Source organism: Streptomyces sp. yr375 (genome assembly GCF_900110755.1).
Classification (GTDB): domain Bacteria; phylum Actinomycetota; class Actinomycetes; order Streptomycetales; family Streptomycetaceae; genus Streptomyces.
The window spans coordinates 15,109-33,303 of record NZ_FOFF01000069.1; the positions used below are offsets into that span (position 1 = coordinate 15,109).

Genomic DNA, 18,195 nt, shown 5'->3' on the forward strand with positions numbered 1-18,195 from the left:
AGTCTGCTCGGTGCTCGGTGCTCGGTGCTCAGTGCTCACGTGGTCGTGGCGGGGCGCGAGTGGCGGCGTTGCGCCTCCACCACAGGCCCCGGCACGACGGTCGCGAGAGGCCGAAGCGCGCCCCGCACCGTGGGCACCACGGGAGCCCGTTCTCAGGGTCTGTGGGGCACTCGGCGGTACAGCGGGGGCACTCGTTCACAGGGTGTCGGGCCGGCGCAGGTACACCCGGCCGACCAGGGCGCGTTGGTGCGGCGGGAGCCCTGTGCGTTGCGGCCGCTGATGCCCTCGCCCGATCAGTGGCCACGCTGAGAGACCTCAGTGCCACGGGCGACTGAGCGAGGGATCCGACACCGAACCACCGCAGCACACTGCTTTGCTCCGGTGGGACCATCGTGTTAGCTGCCAAACGACGTACGAAAGCCACGGCCCGGTAGGTAGTCCGGGCGGCGCCCGTTTCCGGCGCCCGTACAAGTGCCCGATCGGGTCACCGGTGCGTCCTTTGTCGAACCACTCAGCAAAGGACCACGCATGTCCACACTCAGCAGAGTGCTCATCATCGGCTCCGGTCTCGGCGGCCTGACCCTCGTCCAGGCCGCAGGCACACCCAGCAGATCGCCAACTGGGAAGGAGACCTTTCGGGGACCGGTCTGACATGGCATGAACTGGTCCGCCTGGCCGACAGCCCGTCCCCCGCGGCCGAAGGTGTCGAGGACACGGCCGCCCGGCTCCTGCTGATCCTTCCCCTCCTTACCGATTCGGACGTGCCGAAGTCAGCGGCGGCAAGGCTCGGCGCCGCCCTGGCTTCGGTTGGAGCGCCGCAAGACACCGTCTTCAGTACGGCGGAGCATCTGCTTACCCACCTGACGAGAAGATCGCGCCACGATCCCACTTGGGGATCGCCGCTGAGCGGTAGCTGAAGGATTGGTCAATGCCCTTGGTCACCTAATGGGACGCCAAGGGCACCGTGCTCATCGTGGACGGCATCCTGGTGCCCACCCGCGACCACGCCACCGCCGCGCAGCCGAAGAACCACAGGTACTCCACCAACCATCAGGTCGTCATCGACGCCCAAGGTGACGGCGTCCACCCCCCCCACTGTCCGCACCGACGCAGAGAGCACCTAAGGGACAGCCCTCAGACCTTCAGTTCCTTGGACCTACGACGGTTCCTTCGTCTCGGATTCCAGGATTGCCCGGGTCAACGGGCCGTACACGCCCAAGCCGTCCGCCGTGGTCCCCTTGGCTGACTGGTAGTTGCGCAGTACGTCCTCGACCTCGTCGCTGAAGATGCCGTCGGCCGCGCCGTCGTAGAGGGACAACTGGGCCAGCCGTAGCTGGAGTTCGGTCACCTCCGCGCCCGTGTCGCCGCGTCGTAGCACTACGCCCAAGGAGCTTTCCCCGTTCTTGTCGGCCCCGTCCTCCGGCGGCACCACGGAGCCGGTGACGCGGGCGGTCGGGGCGGTTCGGGTCGCCGTGGGCGACGGGGACGTAGTGGGCGCGGTGTTTTCCTCCGACGTGGACGGTGACGGGCTCTCGGTCTCGGACGGTGACGGTGAGGCGTCGGAGGCCGATGGGGACGCGGAGTGGCTTGGCGTCGGGGACTTGGCGGTGGTCGGGGGGCTGGTCGAGGTGTCGGGTACGGCGGCTCGTACGTCCTCGGGGGCGGCTCCGTCGCGCGTCGGTTTCTCGTAGGAGAACAGGCCGCTCGCGAATCCGGCCGCCGCCACCAGGGCCACGACGGCGGCGGACGACGCCACCAGCAGCGCCCGGCGGCGGCGCGGGCGGCGCGGTTCCTCGTGGTCGTCGAGATGGGCGGGGCCGACGTCCGCCGTCTCGAACAGACGCACGTCGGTGGTGCTGGGTGCGGAGACGGGCGGGGCCAGTGGGGTGGGCAGTGTCGTCGTCGCTTCGGTCGGGACCGGCTGCAGCGGCATCGTCGGCTCACCGTCGGTCGCATCCGACGTGCCACCGGCTCCGGCGTCAGCGGCCTCCGTCCCCTTGTCGGAGGCCGCCGTGTCGTCCAGTTCCACGTACGGCCGTATCCGTAGCGGATCGAAGTCCTCCGCTGCTGCCGCCTCCGTCGTGCGGGTGTCGTGCAGGGCGTCGGCGGCGCGTCGGGCGCAGGAGCAGGACGGGGTGTTGTCGGGCGCGCGGAGCGCTCCGCACTGCGGGCACGGCAGCCCGTGCCGTCCCTGCTGCCCCTGCCGTCCCTGCTGCCCCGTCGGATCGATCACGTGTTCGTCCCTCCCCGTCCAAGCTTCAGAGAATATGCGGATCCTCCACACAACCGGTGGCCCACCGCCCCCGGAACGTCCGCTTTCGACGGATTCCGCGAGGACTCGGGAGGCCGTAACGGGTGACACCGATCACGATGAAAGGGTCACCAGCCCCAGGAGGCATCCATGGCCTTGGACGCGCACAGCAGGACGGCGGATCCGCGTCAGGAACACGTGTCCGGAAACGTTCTCGTCTCGATCGGTGCCCTGCTGCTCGGCATGTTCCTCGCCGCCCTCGACCAGACGATCGTCTCGACCGCCCTGCCCACGATCGTCAGCGACCTCGGTGGTATGGAGCACCTGTCGTGGGTGGTCACGGCCTACATGCTGGCGTCGACGGCCGCCACCCCGCTGTGGGGAAAACTGGGTGACCAGTACGGACGCAAGCGACTGTTCCAGACCGCGATCGTGCTGTTCCTGATCGGTTCGGCGCTGTGCGGAATGGCGCAAAACATGCCGCAGTTGATCGCCTTCCGGGCCGCACAGGGCCTGGGCGGCGGCGGGTTGATGGTGCTGTCGATGGCGATCGTCGGCGACATCGTGCCGCCGCGCGACCGGGGCCGCTACCAGGGCCTGTTCGGCGCGGTGTTCGGCGCGACGAGCGTCCTCGGCCCGCTGCTGGGCGGCCTGTTCACCGAACACCTGAGCTGGCGCTGGGTGTTCTACGTCAACCTGCCCGTCGGCGTCGTCGCGCTCGCCGTCATCGCGACGGTCCTGCGCATCCCGCGCAAGGCGACCAGGCACGTCATCGACTACCTCGGCACCTTCCTCATCGCGTCCGTCGCCACCTGCCTGGTCCTGGTGGCCTCGCTCGGCGGCACCACCTGGGACTGGGGCTCGCCGCAGATCGTCGGCCTCGCGGTGCTGGGCGTGCTGCTGGCCGTGGCGTTCGTGGCCGTCGAACGCCGGGCGGCCGAACCCGTCCTCCCCCTCAAGCTGTTCGGCATCCGCACCTTCACCCTCTCCGCCGTGATCAGCTTCATCGTCGGCTTCGCGATGTTCGGCGCGATGACGTACCTGCCGACTTTCCTCCAGGTCGTGCACGGCGTCTCGCCGACCATGTCCGGCGTCCACATGCTGCCGATGGTGGCGGGCCTGCTCCTGTCGTCCACGGTCTCCGGGCAGATCGTCAGCCGCACCGGCCGCTGGAAGGTGTTCCCGATCGCGGGCACCGCCGTCACCACCCTCGGCCTGCTGCTCCTGCACCGGCTCGACGAGCGCAGCTCCACCGCCGGGATGAGCGCCTGCTTTCTCGTCTTCGGCCTCGGCCTCGGCCTGGTCATGCAGGTCCTGGTGCTGATCGTGCAGAACGCGGTCGGCTACGAGGATCTCGGCGTCGCCACCTCCGGCGCGACCTTCTTCCGCTCCATCGGCGCGTCCTTCGGCGTCGCCATCTTCGGTACGGTCTTCGCGAGCCGCCTCGGCGACAAGCTCGCGGACGCCTTCCGGGGCGTCCGGCTCCCGTCCGGGGTCTCGGTCGGCGGGCTGGAGTCCGACCCGCGTGGCATCGCCGACCTGCCGCCCGCCCTGCGCCCGCGCGTCCTGCACGCGTACGCCGCCTCGATCACCGACGTCTTCCTGTACGCCGCCCCCGTCGCGCTGCTCGGCTTCGTCCTGGCGTGGTTCCTCAAGGAGGACCCGCTGCGCGGCTCGGTCACAGCGCCCGACGTGACGGAGACCCTGGCCAGCAACCCGGTGGAACGCTCCTCGTACGACGAGGTGTGCCGGGCGCTGTCCGTCCTCGGCACCCGCGAGGGCCGCCGCGAGATCTACCGGACGATCACCGCACGCTCCGGCTACGACCTCCTCCCCGCCGCGAGCTGGCTGCTGCTGCGGATCAAGCGGGACGGCACGGTCGAGCCGAACGTGCTCGCCGAGCGCAGCACCGTCCCGCTGTCGGTGATCGTCGAAGCGGTCCGGCAGGTCGAGGGCCGCCGGCTCGCCGTACGCGACGGGCCCGTCATGGCGCTGACGGACGAGGGCCGCGAGGCCGCCGAACGGCTCGCCGCGGCCCGCGAGGCGTCGCTGGCCGAGCTGCTCGGCGACTGGTGGGGCCCGGACCGGCCCACCGACCTCGTCCAACTGGTCAAGGAACTGAACGCCGAACTGTGCGGCTCGGACCGCGAACAGCCCTACGACGGCCGGGTGTTGCCCGACCACCGCCTTCCCTGACGTCTCCGCCCAGGCGGTCGGTCACCGGTCGAGCGGCTTGGCGAACCAGTGCTCGGCGTACCGGTTGTCGTTGTACGGCTCGGTCTCGGTGTAGCCCAGCCGGGCGTACAGGGCGCGGGCCTCGACCAGGTCGGTGCGGGTGTCCAGGACGATCCGCGTGGCACCGAGCGCGCGGGCGGCGTCCTCGGCGGCCCGGACGAGGAGCGGCGCGCCCCCCTTGCCCCGCAGCGCCTCCCGTACGAACATCCGCTTCAGCTCGGCGGTCGTCGCGTCCAGCAGCCGTACGCCCGCACAGCCGCCCGGCGCACCCTCGTACCGCCCGACCACCAACTGGCCGCCGGGCGGGGTGAGTTCGGCCCAGTCCTGGGCGGCGATCGCCCGCTCCAGCTCGGCCGGGTCGGTCCGGCGCCCCTCGTGCAGCAGGTACCAGCGGTCGCTGACCTCCGTGTGGTACTCCTGCCAGAGCGCGACGGCGACCGGTGAGTCGACGGGTTCCGGGGCGACGGTCCAGGCCGTCCAAGTCGTCCGAGTCGTCCAGGTCATTGGCTCATTCTGCGGCGACGGTGTGCGGGGCCCGCAACCGGATATGCGTGACCTCCGGCGAGTCAAGGACCTGCGTCTTGCGCCACTCGATGTGCTGGTCGCCGAGTTCGCCCCGGTCGCCGAACAGCCGCCGTCCGCCGCACAGGAGCACCGGCACGATGTGCAGCAGCAACTCGTCCAGCCGGCCGTCGCGGATGAACTGCTGCACCAGGTCCGCGCCGCCGGCCAGCGACACGTCCTTCTCGCCCGCCGCCTCCCGGGCCAGCTCCAGCGCCCGCCGCGGGCCCTCGGTGACGAAGTGGAACGTGGTGCCGCCCTGCTTCACCAGGGACGCGCGCGGGTGGTGGGTGACGACGTACACCGGCGCGTGGAAGGGCGGGTCGTCGCCCCAGGGGATCTCGCCGGTCATGAACATGCCGTGGCCCATCACCACCGCGCCGGGCCGGACGACGTGCTCGGCGAGCAGGTCGTCGTCCGGCCCGGTCTCCCCGCCCGTCATCCCCTGCATCCGCCGGAACGTCCGCAGCCCGAACACCCACGAGTGCAGCCGCTCCCCGCCGATGCCGAGCGGATGCGCGGGACCCGACTCCGGGCCCGCGAGGTATCCGTCGAGCGACACGGCCAGCCGTGCGATGACCTCACCCATGACAACCTCCTGTTTCCCCTGTTTGCCTGTTTCCGTACGACCGCTGTTCCCTCACCCTTGCGTCGATCGGGCCGTCGGCGGATCGACACACCGCGCCGCGCGGTTTGGGTGCGGCCGTCCGGGCAACCCGACCCGGGAACCGGCCCGTGGGGCCGACCCACCGGAAGGCAAGGCATGTCCACAGGAGTGCTCATCGCTCTGATCGTGGTCGTGGCGGCCGTCGTCGCCGTCGCGGCCGTCTCGGCCGTGCGGGCCCGCGGCTCGCACGGCGGACGCGGCCTGAAGCACCGCTTCGGACCCGAGTACGACCGGGCCGTCGCCCGGCACGACGGCGACGTCGAGGCGGCCGAGCGGGAGCTCGACGCGCTCGTGCAGCGCCACGGCGAGCTGCGCGAACGGCCCCTGGAGCCCGCCGAACGCGAGCGGTTCATTGCCCGCTGGACGGCCGCGCAGGAGCGGTTCGTCGACTCGCCCCGCGCGGCGGTCACCGAGGCGGACCGCCTGCTCGCGGAGGTCGCCGGCGCCCGCGGCTTCCCGGACGCCGGCCGCTACGAGGAACAGCTCGGCGCGCTCTCCGTCCACCACGCCGACCACGTCCACGGCTACCGACGCGTCCACAGCGCCGTAGACGCCCACGAGGGCACGACCGGCGACCGCGCAGCCGGTACGGAGGACATGCGGGCCGCGATGGTCGAGGCCCGCGCCCTCTTCGACGACCTGGTCGGCCGCGCCCACCGGGACCCGGGCCGCCGCCGCGCACCGCAGTCCACGCCCCAGGACCACTCCCGCCCCGGCCTCCACCTGCCCCGGGGCTTCCACCGCCACCAGGCGAAGGAGGGCTGAGCACGATGCCGGACACGACCCCCACAGCCAAGCTGCCGCTGGAGAAGGACCCCACGACGGCCGCCAAGACAGCCACCAAGACGGCCCCCACGCCCGGAACCACCGCCCCCGGCGCGCCCCTCCTCCCGGACGACGAGTACGACCGCATCGCCTCCCGCATGCGCGACGCGGTCGTCGGATTCGTCGACGGCCCCCGGGACGCCGTCGCGGAGGCCGACAAGGTGCTGGAGGAACTCGCCGCCCGCTTCACCGACGCCGTGGACCGCCGCCGCCGTACCCTGCGCGGTTCCTGGCAGCAGCAGCAGCAACAACAACAGCAGCCGACGGCGGGCGGCAAGGACCGGTCGGCGACGGGCGTCGACACCGAGCAACTCCGCCTGGCCCTACGCGACTACCGCGATCTGACCGAGCGCCTGCTACACATCTGACTCCCCTGTCGCTGCCCGGCGCTCCCGGTCCTCCCGGCGCTCCCGCCACTCCCGTACGACCGCCTCGACGTCGTACGGCTTCATGCCCAGCGGGGGGCCGGGCGGCGGCCTGAACATCATGTCGCGGAGCTTGACGTTGACGTCCGTGATGATCTTCCGGACGATGCGTTCCGAAGGTGCCGCGTACGCCGCCGCGAGGGCGTCCTCCGCCTCCTTGCGCAGGGCGAGCGTCGGCGGCAGGACGGACAGGCCCTCGCGGGCCATCTTGCGTCTGATCCACCAGAGTTCGTCGTACGACGTGTCCGTGCCCGGCGGCAACGGCTTGCCCGCGCCCGGGAGTTGGGCGAACTCGCCGCGCCGCTCCGCGTCACGGATCTGCTTGTCCACCCAGGACTCGAACGGGACACCTGGTGGCTTTCGCTCGGTCATGCGTCCATTGTGCCGGACGCGGTAGGGCCGAGCGATTTATCATGCGGCGGCTGTACACGCACATCCAGCACACATCTCAAGGGGAGCGCACGTGCTCGAACTGACCATGGCCACCGTCTCCGGGACGGAAGAGGGCGCCACGGCCGGCATGCTGATGGCCGACTCGCCCAGTGAGCCGGGCGCCGTGCTGCGGGTGGGCCGGGACAAGTCCGTGTGCCGCCTCGTGACCCCGGACGACTGGCTGTTCGTCTCCCGCGTGCACCTGGAGTTCCTGTGCGGCCCCGAGGGCACCTGGCAGGTGTCCTGGCTGCGCGGCTCGCAGGACGAGCCGTCCTCCGAGGTGCGGCTGGTGAGCGGGCAGTACGCGCAGCCGCTCACCTACGGCGGGAGCGTGCCGCTGGCGCGCGGCGGCTCCGGCGAGATCATCGTCCTCGACCGCACCGGGCCGCGCAGCGTCAACGTGGGCTACTACCACGAAATGTGACACGAAATGTGACACGTGTGGCGGCCGGCGGAGGCTATGCCAGGACGCGCGCCAGCGCGAAACCGTCGTAGCCCTTCGCCCCCACCGTCTGGATCGCCGTGCCGCTCAGTCGCGGGTGCGCGGCGATCAGTTCGATGGCGGCGCGGGTGCCGCGCACGTCGCCCGTGTCGCTGTCCGCGTCGACGACCCGGCCGCCCCGTACGACGTTGTCGACGACGATCAGACTGCCCACGCTCGTGAGCTTCAGCGCCCACTCCAGGTAGTGCGGGTTGTTGGCCTTGTCGGCGTCGATGAAGACGAGGTCGAACGGGGGCGGGTTCTCGTCGGCCAGCAGCGGCAGCGACTCCAGGGCCGCTCCGACCCGCACCTCGACCACCTTGTCGAGGCCCGCGCGGGCGATGTTGCGGACGGCGACCTCCGCGTGCCGGGGGTCGTACTCCAGGGAGATCAGCCGGCCGTCGGCGGGCAGCGCGCGGGCCATCCAGATCGTGCTGTAACCGCCGAGCGTGCCGATCTCCAGGATCGCTCGGGCGCCCTGGATCTCGGCGAACAACTGGAGCAGCTTGCCCTGGTTCGCCGTGACGCTGATGGACGGCAGTCCGGCGGCCTCGCTGTCGCGCAGCGCGGCCGCCGTCACCTCGTCGTCCGGGGAGAGTCGGTCGGTGAAGTAGGCGTCGACGGCGTCCCAGACCTGCGACTCGGACTCGCTCATGCGCTCTGCCTCTCGTGTGCCTGACGTAGGGATACGTGGGGGTACGTGGGGGTACGTGGGGGTGGGCCCGGCATTGCTCGTTAGGAATGCTAACGACAGCGGTACGGATTCAGCCGTTCGGCGCACGGGGCACGACGGCACGTTGAGCGAGAGATGGGGACGGTGTGGGGGGTGTCGGGGGTGGCGAGGGTGGGGCGGCCGGCTCGGGCGGCACCGAGGGGACTGGTGGTGCGGGTGGTACCGAGGGCACTGGTCGCGCTGACGGCACCGGCGGTACCGGCGGTACCGGCGGTACCGAGGGCGTCGGCGGTACGGGTGGTACCGGTGGCACCCGGGGTGGGCGCGGCGCGGAGGCCGCAGGGGCCGCAGAGGCTGCGGGGGCCGCAGAGGCCGCAGGGGTCGCAGGGGTCGCGGGGGACGCGGCATGGCGAGGGCCCGACAGGCCCGCGCGTCGGGACCGGCCCCAGCGCACGCCCAGGACGACCGCCGCCGTGTTGAGGACGGCCAGCCCGCCGACCACCGTGAGCAGCCACGCCGGGATCCCGGCCACTGCGAGCAGCCGGTCCTCGTAGACGACCTGCCGGAAGGCGGTGTCGGCCCGGGCCCGGCGCAGTTCGTGGTCCCCGGAGATGTTCGAAGGCTGCGGGAAGTCCTGGGCGACGGCCGTCAGAAACGGGGTGCCCGGTATGCCCTTCGCCAGCTCGGCCAGCGGCCCCGTCGTCTTTCCGAGCGGCCCCGCGAAGGTCACCCGGGGTCGCTCGCCGCCGATCCGGGAGGCCGGTTCCATGCGGTGGGCGGCGAGGACGTACAGGCCCAGCGCCTGCGGGGTGGCCGCCAGCCGGGACAGCCGCATCGGGTAGACGAGGCTGTCGGCGGCGAAACCGAGGTGCAGCGGTTCCAGCTCGCCGCGCAGCGCGGTGCCGGTGTTCTCGGGGGCCAGCCGGACCGCCACGTACTCCCAGCGCCGGTCGACGTACGGCTGGAGGGCGGTCTTGAGGCGGGCGGGGAGGGTGAAGTCGTTGGTGCGCAGCCAGTCGGCGAGGGCGTCCGGGTCGGTGGCGGTGAGCCGGGCCACGTCGAACGGGCCGAGCCGCTCGCGCCCGATCACGCCGACGCCGCCGGGCCCCGCGCCGGGCGGCGGCGGGGGTGGCATGGCGTCGCCGGTGGTCAGCGGCCAGTCGCCGTCCTGCGGCCAGAAGTGGCGGCGGGTGCGGTGTTCGGGCGCGGTGGCCCCGGCCAGTTGGTCGAAGAGCTTCGGGTCGCCGAGCCGTACGGTCGCGCGGTGCGGCACCGGCATGATCCAGGCGGCCCGCTCGGCGTCGCCGTCCACTGTCAGGCGCATGACGATCTGCTCCTGCGCGCCGTCCCAGCGCACGACGGAGACCTCCCGGCCGACCGCGACCTGCCGCGCGTCACCCGGGACCAGCGCGCCGCAGCCGCACGCGTAGGCCGGCGCCACGAGCGAACCGAGCTGGATCGCGAGCAGCGCCAGGAGAACGGCCGAGACCCGAGCGCGTAAACGCTTACGCATAGGCACACGCGCAGACGTACGCACACGCACAGGCGTACGCGAAAGCCTGCGTAAGCGTTTACGTAAACGCTTACGTGACCCCCGCAGGAAACAGACCATGCCTCGCATCCCCTCCGCCACAACCCTCCGCCCTCTCCGCCGTGCGTGTGGTGGCAACGACGGTACGGCGGACGAGCGGGTTCCGTTCGCACGCCGATCCGGTTCCCGCCCCGAACCGGCCGGGATCCGACCCTGATCCGACCCTGATCCGACCCCGCGGAGGCGGGCGGCCCCGAGGGCCACTATCGTCTTCGGGACAAAAGGAGAGCGGACGTCAGGTGAAGTGGGGGTGGCCTGCGTCTGTGTCCGGGGGAGGCGCGACCCTCGTAAGGTGCGCTAGAGAAAAACCCGCGCACGGCACGCGTGGGACGAATGGGGCGGAGGCCGACCAGGCGTGGCGAATGCGGAGCACAGCGGGCGGCCGGCGGAGGCCTTCGGGTCGACGGCGGTCGACACAGCGAGGGCACGACTGCGTGCGGCCCGCCTCGGCCTCTGGCTGGTGGCGGCGGTCCTCGCCGTACGCCAGGTGGCCGTCGTCCTCGGCACCCCGCGCGGAGAACGGCTGACGGACCTGGAGACCTGGGTCGGACCCGACGGCGTACTGCACGTCAAGGGTTCGCTCTACGACTCCACGCAGTTCACGGGCACCCCCTTCGGCGGGCTCGTCCTCAAGCCCCTCACCCGGGCCGCCGAACAGGCCCTCGGCTGGGGCTGGACCTTCGGCACCCTGCTGCTGGTCGCCGCGCTCGGCCTGGTCGTGGCCCGCGCCCTGCCGCAGCCGATCAGCAGACGGACGTCGCTGCTGGCCGCGCCGGTCGCGATCAGCCTGCTGATGCTGTCGCTGCCGGTGCGCAACACGCTCTGGCTCGGCCAGACCAGCATCATCCCCGTCCTGCTCGTCCTCCTCGGCTGCTTCGTCGTACGGGACTGGCGGGCGGCCGGCGCGCTCATCGGCCTGGCCGCCGCCCTCCAGCCGACGGTGCTGCTCTTCGCCGCCCTGCTCTGGTTCACCGGCCGGCGGCGCGCCGCGGCCGCCGCCGGCGCCACGTTCGCCGCGGGCACCGCGCTCGCCTGGGCGGCGATGCCGCACGACTCGTACACCTACTGGGTGCACCATGTGGCGGGCGTCGGTCTCGGCGGTGCGGCGGACGCGCTCGCCAACCAGTCGCTGCACGGCGCGCTGCTGCGCCTCGGCCTCGCCGGCCCGCTGGAGATCGGCCTGTTCCTGTCGCTGGGCACGGCCGTCGCCGTCCTCGGCATCCGCCGCGCGGTGCGCTACGCCCGCGACGGCCAACTGCTGCTGGCTGTGGCCCTGACCGGCTGCGCGGCGATCGCGGTCTCCCCGACGACCTGGCAGCACCAGCTCCTGTGGGTGCTGCTGGCGGTCGTCGGCAGGGTCGGCAAACGGGCGTCGGACCGCTACGTCTGGCCGGTCGCGGTGGCCCTGGTGATGACCCTCCCGGCGAAGATGATGCTGCCGAACGTGCCGGTCATGTACCCGCTGCGCGACAACGTGGTGCTGCTGGCCGCGATCGCCGCGGCCACGCTGGTCCCGTTCCTCCCGCGCACCTCCCCGTACTACCGGACCCCGGTCCCGACGGAGTACGCGGCCCCGGTCCCGACGCGCTGGAAGCACGTCCCGCTGCTCCCGTTCCTGAAGCGCGTCCTGACCCGCCCCAACCTGCTGCTCGAACTGCTCCTCATCCGGGTCACGTACGCGGCGTACCAGCAGGTCCGGCTGGCGGCGACGGGCGGCTCGAACGCCGACGGCCGGCTCCGCGCGGAGGCCCACGGCCAGCAGATCCTCGACATCGAACGCTTCCTGCACATCGACATCGAGCACTGGGCCAACCACGCGGTCGTCAAGGTCGGCTGGCTGCGGGACTTCTTCGACTTCTACTACGAGTCCTTCCACTTCGTGGTCCCCCTGACGGTCCTCGCCGTCCTCTACTGGCGCCGCCCGGTCGACTACCGCTGGGCCCGCGCCTCCCTCGGCTTCGCGACCCTGCTGGCCCTGATCGGCTTCTGGCTCTACCCGCTGGCCCCGCCCCGCCTGATGCCGAACCTGGGCGTCATCGACACGGTCCACGGCGTCCAGGACTTCTCCAAGCCGGACTACGGCACCCTGACGGCCCTCACCAACCAGTACGCGGCGATGCCGTCCCTGCACTTCGGCTGGTCCCTGTGGTGCGGCCTCGTCATCGCGATCGTCGCCCCGAAGTGGTGGATGAAGGCCCTGGGCCTGCTCCACCCGTTCTTCACGGTCTCGGCGATCGTCGCAACAGGCAACCACTGGGTCCTGGACGCGGCCGGCGGCGCACTGGTGGTCGCGGGCGGCTTCGGACTGTCGTACCTGTTCATGGGGCCGAGGGCGAGACCGGAGACCACACGGCCCCACCCCGCCCCCCTCCCGGCGGCGAAGGAACCCACCCCGAGCGCCTGAACTCCTCTCCATCGTCCGGACCCGTCAGCACGTCGGACACGTACAGCCCGGCGGCCTGGTCCGACGCCCCGGTGCCGGGATACAGGGTCTCGATCATCTGCCGGGTCCGGCGGGCCAGTTCGGGCCGGAGGCGACCGCTTGACCTCGTCGTCCGGTCAGGCAGGCTGGTGGGCGGACGGAGGGGTCGTAGCGGGACGGCGGCCCACGCGGCCTCGCAGCCACCGCTCGGCGGGGCGCTCCACGCAGTGATACGCGAGGGCGGCGAGGCCCAGGCTGGCGGCCGACACCCCCGCCCAGAACACGAGCGTCTCGCCGCCCGGGGCGGGCTTGCCCCAGTGGAAGACGGCCGCGCGGATCACGATCTCGTGGAGGAGGTACCAGGCGAACGACCAGTGTCCCAGCCTGATCATCCAGGCCCCGCCCAGACCGGTGCGCCTGCCGTCCAGGTCGGCGCGGGCGGCGGCGCAGATCAGGGCCGCGAAGAGGGGCGCGGACAGCAGTTGCGAGGCGGAGTAGGGGCTGTACCAGAGGGCGTCCGGCACCGCGTTCGACCAGGGGATCAGGACGAGGTGCCAGGCGACGACGAGCCCGAGGGCCACCGGCAGTGACACGGGAGGCCGCCAGCCCCGCTTGAGCGCGAGGCCCGCGACCACGCCGAGCACGAACTGCAGAGACCGGGTCAGCGGCAGGTAGTCGAGCGCCCAGGTGCGGTCGGTGGGCGACAGCCCGGACAGGGCGGGCCACAACAGGAGGGCGGCGACGCTGACCCCGGCCGCCGTCCACCCCCAGACCCTGGCACGCCGGCCCGCGAGCACCGCCAGCAGCACCGGGAAGGTCACATAGAACCAGGCCTCGTCACTGAGCGACCAGGCCGCCGGGTTGCCCCCGGTGAAGACGACAGGTTCCGGGAACCAGGCGTGCACCAGCAACAACGTCGCGCCCACGGCCTTGAGCGACACGGCACGCCCCATGACGCCCCACACGGCGACCGACCCCACCACGCTGACGGCGAGCAACGGCCAGATGCGGGCGAACCGCCGCCACAGGAACACCCGGGCGGGGACGCCGGCACCGTCGTAGGTCCAGGCGAGCACAGCCCCCGACAGCACGAAGAAGAACGTCACCCCGCTACGCCCGTACCAGACCGCCTCACTCAGTCCCGGCACGGCCCCCACCTGCCGGGACAGGTGATACAGGACGACGAGCAGAGCCGCCCAGAACCGCAGCCCGGTCAGCGAGGGCAGCCGGTCGCGGCCGGGGGCGGGGGCCGGTATGGAGGTCACGGAGGGTCCTTCATCGTTTCTTCTCGGGTCATCGGGTCAGTTGTACGGGATGACGAGCTTCATCGGATCGTAGGGATAGACGCCGGCGGGCGCGGTCCAGCCGGCGAGGCCGCCCTTGAAGGCCCCGTCGGCGGCGGACCAGTTCCAGGTCCAGGTCTGGATGCTGGTGTCCTGCTTGCGCAGGGCCGCCAGGTCGTCGTATCCGTCGCCGTTGAAGTCGCCGGTGGCGAGCTGGGTCTGCTTGATGTCCCAGCTCTTCTTGCCGTCGAGGGTGACCTTGGCAGAGCCGAACTGACCCGGCTCGGACACGGCGAGCATGGTGGAGACCCGGTCGGTGCCGTCGTCGTAGTCGTACCAGATCATGATGTCGTCGCGGCCGTCGCGGCTGAAGTCACCGGCGTGCGGGGTGGCCTGGTCCCAGTCGAGGGACGGCGTGTACCACCATGACGTCGGCTTCTCGAAGCCGCCGGTGACATCGGCCAGGAACGTGTGCGTGCGGATGGTGTCGTCGCCCTGACCGTAGAAGACGGCGATGTCGTCGCGGCCGTCCGCGTTGAAGTCGCCGGTGGTGAACTTGCAGCGGCTGCGCAGCCAGGTGCCGGAGGGCGCCGACCAGGACTCGAAGGGGCTGTTGAAGCCGCCGCGGACGTCGGCGGTGAGGGTGAACAGCTTGGTGGTGCCGTCGGGGTAGGCGTACCAGACGGCGACGTCGTCGCGACCGTCGCCGTTGAAGTCGCCGGCCTCCGGGGTCATGTAGGTGCCGTGCATGACGTTCTTGCCGAGGGTCCAGGAGACGAACGGCTCGGCGAAGCCGCCGCTGGCCTGTCCCAGGAAGGTCAGCATCTCCAGGCTGGTGTCCGGCTTCGGGTGCAGGGCCGCGATGTCGCCGCGACCGTCGCCGTTGAAGTCGCCGGTCACGAACTTCATGTACGCGGCGTCGTACGTGCCGGCGGCGGCAGCGAAGGACTTCAGCGGTTCCTTGAAGGTGCCGTCGGAGTTGGTCAGCAGGCTGTAGGTGGCGTCTGTGCCGGCGTCGAAGTCGTTCCACCAGGCCAGGTCGCTGCGTCCGTCGCCGTTGTAGTCGTGGCGCGGGCCGGAGCCGTTGGTCCACAGGGCCTGGCTCTTGGCGTTGTAGACGACCAGGTTGCCCTTGTCCTGGAGCAGGACGTAGCCCTCACCGGTCAGGTTGGGGGTGGTGGCCGCGGTCAACCCGGTGGACCACAGCCGGGTCTGGCCGTCGGCGCTGTAGACACTGAGGTTGCCGTTCGCCTCGACGCGGGCGGTGGCGTCCGGGTTGCCCGAGGTCTTGGACTCCCAGACGACCGCGCCGGACTTGGCGGCGACCGTGAGGTTGCCGTCCCCCTTCATGGTCAGCGTGGCGGAGTTGGACGTGACGGACTGGCCGGCGGTGAGCTGGGTACCGGCCGCGACGCGGGCGCCGCCGGTGATTCCGTCGATGCCGAAGGCGGTGCCGAGGCCCGTGAGTTGACCACTGGTGGCCTTGCCGGGCCAGCCGGTCATCGTGTTGTCTGCCTTGCGGGTCCACAGGTCGAGGACGCCGTCACCGGTGAGGTCGCCGGAGGTGCCCAGGGTGGGGTGGTCGGCCTTCTTGAACCCGGTGGCGATCTGGGTGAGCTGCGTTCCCCAGGTGGCGAGGTTCAGCTTGCCGGTGATCGGGTCCTTCGTCCCGTAGGAGCGGTAGAGGACGCCGGTGGCGTCGTTGCGGAGGATCAGGTCGGGGAGGGTGTCGGCGTTGAGGTCGCCGGGGGCGACCAGGGTGTACTTGTTCCAGTCGGTGCCGCCGACGAGCGGAGGGTGGAGTTCTACCCGGTCGAGACGTGCCGTGCGGTTGCCGTAGTAGACCCAGAGGTTTCCGCCCTGCCTGACCAGGATGTCGGGGCGGTCGTCGCCGTTGAGGTCGCCGCCTGGGGTGACTTGCTGGGCGTCGTACCAGTGATCGTCGCTGCCTGAGGCCACTCGCAGGGTCAGCGGTTGGTCCCGGTCGATACTTCCCTGGCCGTTGTTGGCGTAGACGCGCAGCTTGTTCTTCTGGTTGTTCTCCTCGTACTCGAGGGAAACGAGGTCGTTGTAGCCGTCCTGGCCCCAGTCGCCGGAGAGACCGACCTGTTGGCCGGGGAAGATGCCGCCCGCGTTGGTGGCGGCGTAGAAGCGGCCGCCGTCCTGGCCGGCGTGGGTGAGGAGGGTTCCATTGGAGTCGGTGCTCCAGATGTCCTTGTACGTGTCCCCGTTCAGGTCACCGGGCTCGTCGTGGGCCGTGGCGCGCGTGGCGTAGTACAGATAGGTGGCGGTGTCGGAGCGGTTGCCGGCCGCGTCCACGCTGTAGGCGTACACGAGGTGCGGACCGTAGGAAGGAACCGTGAACTGTGCCCAGGCGGCGTCCGGGGGCACTTCCTTGAGATCCGGACTGCTGTCCGTCCACCAGAAGTAGGCCTTCACGTCGGTGACGCCGTTCGCGGCGAACAGGAAGCGCGCGGTGGCGCGGGCCGGGCCGGTCTGCTGCGGCCAGCCCTGGTCCCCCGGCGGGTACGTGTTGTCCTGGGAGGTGACGACGGGAGGTCTGCTGGGCCGGACGCGGTCGATGCCGAAAGTGCAGGTCTTGCTGTACGGCGAGTAGGCGCCGTCGGAGTCCTTGGCGCGAACCTTCCAGGTGTAGGTCCCGCTCGGGGTCTTGTCCGTGGGCAGCACGACACTGGGGACGCGTCCGCGGATGGCCGGGACGCTGCTTTCGTACACGGGGGTGGTCGAACCGGCTGCGAAGAGCTGGAACTCGGCGGTCAGGTTTCCGGGGTCGGGGTCGTCGACCTTCGCGTGCAGGCTGACCGAGGTGTTGCCGATGGTGCCGCCCGCGGTGCAACTGGTACTCGGGTAGGTACCGAGTTCGGTCGGGGTCTTGGGCGGGTTGTTGTAGACGACCTCCAGGACCGCGGTCTTGGGGTCGAACTTCTTCCAGCCGAAGGTGTCCGTCTCGTCGGAGGCGTACATGCCCAGGGTGACGTTCGCGGCGTCGTTCGCGGCCGACTTGCGTACGACGCTGGTGGCGTTGAACTCCAGGTTGCCGGCCGGGCAGTCGTCGCTCCAGCCCTTGGCGGCGTCGACGGTGTCCAGCACGGAGCCGATCCTGCCGGGCTGATTCTTCCAGGTCGTCTTGTCGGAGATGCCTCCGACCTCGAACAACTGCACCTCGCGGGCCTGGCAGGACCAGGACCAGGTGTTGCGGATCCGGAACGTCGCGGACTTGACCTGCGCCCCTTGGACGGCGCTGGTATCGAGCTCGAAGAACGAGCGTGAGATCCGGTCCAGACCGCCGGTCTCCGCCTCGTAGCCGACGCGTACCACGTCCTTGGCGTCCCAGAACGACGTGCCGGGATAGGCCTGGTACACCCTCGTCCAGTGGGTACGGACGCTGCTGGACCAGGTCGGGTCGATGTAGACGGGGTAGGTGGTCTCGGCCCCGGTCAGCAGCTCTTGTTGCGGGGTGATCGTCAGCGTGTCGCCGCTGACGGACGTCTCCATGGCGGCGTCCTTGGCCCCGGCCCCGGGGTCGAACGCGGCCTGTGTGGCCGAGGCGGTCGCGGTGCGAGCGGAGAGCAGTTGTCGTGCCTGGGCGGTGGTGGGTCGGCTGGAGTCCCACATCATGGGAGTGGGGCTGGTGAACACGGTCTGCCCGGCCGGATCGGTCGCCTCCAGGGACCCGGTCTCGCCGTCCTTGGCCACAGTGAGGCCGACCGTGCTGATGGCGAACTGGAGTCGGGCCAGCTCCGGGTTCTTGGCGGCCTCCGCGTTCTTGACCACCAGCAGTTGGGAGAACCCTTCCACCTCGGCCTTCAGTTGCAGGTCCACGCCAAGCAGCACCTCGGCGTAGGTGGCCACGTTGCCCGCCAACGTGGGCGTGGGCAACGCCTTGGGCCAGGTCAGTGACAGCGTGCGGCCGTCGCGGACTCCGGTGAGCATGGCGCCCGTTCCCCCGCCGGAGAAGCGCACCGACACCGCGGTGGCCTTGGGCACGACGGACCCGTCGGTGGCGAACATCAGCGTGGGGTCGGTCCCGACCCATGTCCCGTTCCGCCACACCCGCACGGCACTGCCGTACTGCTTCACCGACACCGAACCGTCCGGCTGCGCCCAGGTGTCGCTCGACTCGGTGCGGGCGGAGACCACCTCGACCGGCTGACCGGAGGCCTGGGCGTCGGCGAGGGCCTTGTCCTCCTCGGTCATCGAACCGTCGGCTACCGGATCGGACGCTGTGGTGAGTGACGTTTTCTCAACGGAATTCACGTAGCCACCGCTGTCCCGTGCCTTGCAGCAGGGACACATGATCCCTGCCCCTTCGGTCATGGGCAGGGCGG

General features: G+C 71.0%; 13 protein-coding genes and 1 pseudogene. 6 read left to right on the forward strand and 8 right to left on the reverse strand.

All coding sequences use genetic code 11. From position 1 onward, the window contains the following. Nucleotides 1-952: 952 nt before the first annotated feature. Nucleotides 953-1,069, forward strand: a pseudogene (locus BMZ82_RS40065) (IS5/IS1182 family transposase); the annotation flags it as partial. Nucleotides 1,070-1,156: 87 nt separating this feature from the next. On the opposite strand, the gene BMZ82_RS36970 reads toward BMZ82_RS40065, so the two are convergent. Then, the gene (locus BMZ82_RS36970; RefSeq protein ID WP_256252310.1) at nucleotides 1,157-2,233 is read right to left on the reverse strand and encodes a peptidoglycan-binding domain-containing protein; all 1,077 of its coding nucleotides are present in this window, start codon (nucleotides 2,231-2,233) and stop codon (nucleotides 1,157-1,159) included. A 168-nt stretch (nucleotides 2,234-2,401) separates the two neighbouring features. On the opposite strand from BMZ82_RS36970, the gene BMZ82_RS36975 reads away from it, so the two are divergent. Continuing rightward, nucleotides 2,402-4,447 carry an MDR family MFS transporter gene (locus BMZ82_RS36975; protein ID WP_093781783.1) on the forward strand — a complete coding sequence of 682 codons (2,046 nt, stop codon included), beginning with the start codon at nucleotides 2,402-2,404 and terminating at the stop codon, nucleotides 4,445-4,447. A gap of 21 nt (nucleotides 4,448-4,468) precedes the next feature. On the opposite strand, the gene BMZ82_RS36980 is transcribed toward BMZ82_RS36975, so the two are convergent. Further along, the gene (locus tag BMZ82_RS36980) at nucleotides 4,469-4,990 is read right to left on the reverse strand and encodes a GNAT family N-acetyltransferase (RefSeq protein WP_093781784.1); all 522 of its coding nucleotides are present in this window, start codon (nucleotides 4,988-4,990) and stop codon (nucleotides 4,469-4,471) included. 4 nt (nucleotides 4,991-4,994) lie between these two features. Beyond that, on the reverse strand, nucleotides 4,995-5,636 hold the full coding sequence (locus tag BMZ82_RS36985) for a dihydrofolate reductase family protein (protein ID WP_093781785.1): 642 nt from the start codon (nucleotides 5,634-5,636) through the stop codon (nucleotides 4,995-4,997). A 174-nt stretch (nucleotides 5,637-5,810) separates the two neighbouring features. On the opposite strand from BMZ82_RS36985, the gene BMZ82_RS36990 reads away from it, so the two are divergent. Both BMZ82_RS36990 and BMZ82_RS36995 read left to right on the forward strand, forming a co-directional pair. After that, nucleotides 5,811-6,479 (forward strand): hypothetical protein, encoded by a 669-nt coding sequence (locus tag BMZ82_RS36990; protein WP_093781786.1) that lies wholly within the window; start codon nucleotides 5,811-5,813, stop codon nucleotides 6,477-6,479. Nucleotides 6,480-6,484: 5 nt separating this feature from the next. Continuing rightward, a complete protein-coding gene (locus BMZ82_RS36995; protein ID WP_093781787.1) occupies nucleotides 6,485-6,907 on the forward strand; it encodes a hypothetical protein in 423 nt (140 codons plus the stop codon). Here BMZ82_RS36995 and BMZ82_RS37000 read toward each other — a convergent pair. Continuing rightward, the gene (locus BMZ82_RS37000) at nucleotides 6,896-7,336 is read right to left on the reverse strand and encodes a DnaJ family domain-containing protein (protein WP_093781788.1); all 441 of its coding nucleotides are present in this window, start codon (nucleotides 7,334-7,336) and stop codon (nucleotides 6,896-6,898) included. The two genes, BMZ82_RS36995 and BMZ82_RS37000, sit on opposite strands and share 12 nt — an antisense overlap. 91 nt (nucleotides 7,337-7,427) lie before the next feature. Here BMZ82_RS37000 and BMZ82_RS37005 point away from each other — a divergent pair, with 91 nt between their 5' ends. Continuing rightward, entirely contained in the window at nucleotides 7,428-7,820 is a 393-nt protein-coding gene (locus BMZ82_RS37005; RefSeq protein WP_093781789.1) for an FHA domain-containing protein, read from the forward strand. Between the two features lie 34 nt (nucleotides 7,821-7,854). Here the strand turns inward: BMZ82_RS37005 and BMZ82_RS37010 are convergent, their stop codons facing one another. Together BMZ82_RS37010 and BMZ82_RS37015 are read right to left on the reverse strand one after the other, a co-directional pair. Further along, complete coding sequence (locus BMZ82_RS37010) at nucleotides 7,855-8,532, reverse strand: O-methyltransferase (protein WP_093781790.1); 678 nt, start codon at nucleotides 8,530-8,532, stop codon at nucleotides 7,855-7,857. A gap of 109 nt (nucleotides 8,533-8,641) precedes the next feature. Beyond that, nucleotides 8,642-10,063: a DUF2330 domain-containing protein gene (locus BMZ82_RS37015; protein ID WP_093781791.1), complete on the reverse strand. Its 1,422-nt coding sequence runs from the start codon at nucleotides 10,061-10,063 to the stop codon at nucleotides 8,642-8,644. Nucleotides 10,064-10,496: 433 nt separating this feature from the next. On the opposite strand from BMZ82_RS37015, the gene BMZ82_RS37020 reads away from it, so the two are divergent. Then, entirely contained in the window at nucleotides 10,497-12,545 is a 2,049-nt protein-coding gene (locus BMZ82_RS37020; RefSeq protein WP_256252311.1) for a bifunctional glycosyltransferase 87/phosphatase PAP2 family protein, read from the forward strand. Between the two features lie 155 nt (nucleotides 12,546-12,700). Here the strand turns inward: BMZ82_RS37020 and BMZ82_RS37025 are convergent, their stop codons facing one another. Beyond that, nucleotides 12,701-13,828 carry an acyltransferase family protein gene (locus BMZ82_RS37025; RefSeq protein WP_093781792.1) on the reverse strand — a complete coding sequence of 376 codons (1,128 nt, stop codon included), beginning with the start codon at nucleotides 13,826-13,828 and terminating at the stop codon, nucleotides 12,701-12,703. 36 nt (nucleotides 13,829-13,864) lie between these two features. Beyond that, nucleotides 13,865-18,064 (reverse strand): FG-GAP-like repeat-containing protein, encoded by a 4,200-nt coding sequence (locus tag BMZ82_RS37030; RefSeq protein WP_107487722.1) that lies wholly within the window; start codon nucleotides 18,062-18,064, stop codon nucleotides 13,865-13,867. Nucleotides 18,065-18,195 lie beyond the last annotated feature (131 nt).